Annotated in this window: 2 protein-coding genes; one reads left to right on the forward strand and one right to left on the reverse strand. The window is 63.4% G+C overall.

From position 1 onward, the window contains the following. Window positions 1–404 (reverse strand): TGS domain-containing protein (locus WCE35_RS12730; RefSeq protein ID WP_424593701.1); only part of this gene is annotated, 404 nt, incomplete at its 3' end. A 244-nt stretch (window positions 405–648) separates the two neighbouring features. On the opposite strand from WCE35_RS12730, the gene WCE35_RS12735 reads away from it, so the two are divergent. After that, window positions 649–1,896, forward strand: coding sequence for a hypothetical protein (locus tag WCE35_RS12735; RefSeq protein ID WP_424593702.1), 1,248 nt, complete (start codon window positions 649–651; stop codon window positions 1,894–1,896). The last annotated feature ends 41 nt before the right edge of the window (window positions 1,897–1,937 follow it).

The raw sequence follows: 1,937 nt of genomic DNA on the forward strand, positions 1-1,937 counted from the left end.
TTGCGGAAGAAGTCATAATAGAATCCGTTCTCGATCACCGGGCCGATCGTGACCTGCGTGCCCGGCCACAGCGACTGCACAGCCTCGGCAAGCACATGCGCGGCATCGTGGCGGATCAGTTGCAGCGCACGGGGGTCGTCGCGGTTGATGAATTCGATCTTCGCATCGCCGGCGATCGGGTCGCTGAGATCGACGACCGCGCCATCCAGCGCCATCGCCACGGTGCGCTTGGCGAGCGAGGGCGAGATGCCCCTGGCGATGTCGAGGCCGGTGATCTCTCTGGGAAATTCGCGTTTCGCGCCGTCGGGAAAGGTGAGGGCGATTTTTTGCGCGGCCTCGACCGGCTTGAGGTTGGTGATGCTGTACTGGAATCCGGACTCGGATTTGCGCGGTTCGTCGGGCATTGATGTCTCCTGTAGCTCACTCCTGCGAACGAGCGCAGGTAAGCGGGAACGAGCGGTATAGCAGGGGATTCGGCCGCTGCAATCCGGCAAATATCGGAAAAATCGGCGCGCGGTCGCCGCTGATGTCTACAGCGAGGTCGGCAAATTTACCGCATCCCCTGGTTGCCGTCGCATGGACTTTGCACCAAAGGCTTGTTAGCCTTTTCGCAATCGTGACCTCACATCGCTTTGAGCCGCTGTTCCCATGACGCTGCGCGCCGTTCTGGTCGCAATCCTTGTCCTGATCTGCGGACCGGCGCAGGCCGCCCCCATTGTGCGCCCTGTGCCCGGCACGGCGCCGGCGGCGCCGATGACGTTCTATGTCGCCAAGGGTGCGCCGAATGCCTGCGGGCCCGGCTGCGATCGCTGGATCGCGGTCGAGGGCCAGATCGATTCCAATGCCGCGGCGCGCTTTCAGAAATTCCTGCGGCAGGTCAGGGATCGCAGTTTGCCGATATATTTTTCCTCGCCCGGCGGCAATCTGGATCAGGCGCTGGCGATGGGCGCGATGCTCCGCGAAAGACCCGTGGTCGCCAGGGTGGCCCGTACGGTGGTGAAGGAATGCGGCTTCGAGGCGCAGGACAGCGACGTCTGCCTCAAGCTGAAACAGTCCGGCCGCGAGCTGCATGGCGATCTCTGGACCCGCGGCGCGATGTGCAACTCGGCGTGCCCGTATCTGGTACTGGGCGCGGCTACCCGCGAGATCGCGCCCGATGCGGTGCTTGCGGTTCATTCGCCGAAGGTGGTGGTGCATTTCCGTGGGGGAACGCCGAGCCGCGAGCTGCGCGCGGCCGCGACCGAGCGGGGCCTTGCGCGCGCCGAGCGCATGCTCTCGACCTATATCGTCAGGATGGGTGCGGATACCGGACTGCTCTATCTCGCCAGCACCATCAAATTCGAGGACATGCATGTCCTCACCCGCGAGCAGATTGCCAGCTTTGGGATCGATACGCGGCCTTTCCCCGAAACCGCCTGGACGTTGGAACCCGCGGTCCGTCCATTTGTCCGCAAGATTGCGCTTGCGAAGAAGGATAGTGGTGCATCGTTTCGAATGTTGGAGTGGCGGTTGTTCTGCGAGAACAGGGATCGCGCGCGGCTGACATTCCTGCGGGAACTCGACCAAGGCACCGCTGGCGCGAGTTCGGTCATCATGATGGCGGGTTCGGAAAAATCCGTGGCCTTCGGCAAATTCCCGGCGCGCGTGGGAAAGTACGAGGTATGGAGCGACACGATTGCGCCGGGTCCAATGAAGGCAATGCTGGCAGCCCCTCGTCTGCAGATGGGGGAGGGCACGTTGACGCCGGAGGGCAAGACCAACCTTGCTTCATTTGACATCGATACAAATGGCCTGGAGCCGGCGTGGACGCAGCTCCTGGCGTCGTGCCCGGCCGCTCCAAACAGCGCGAAGCCGGTGATTGCGTGGCCTGGTCCGGGTTCGGCTCCGGCGCGGTGAATGCGACGGGCCAATCGTCTGCCGGGCACGCGTTTAGATGC

The sequence above is a fragment of the Bradyrhizobium sp. genome, assembly GCF_049691595.1.
Lineage (GTDB): Bacteria > Pseudomonadota > Alphaproteobacteria > Rhizobiales > Xanthobacteraceae > Bradyrhizobium.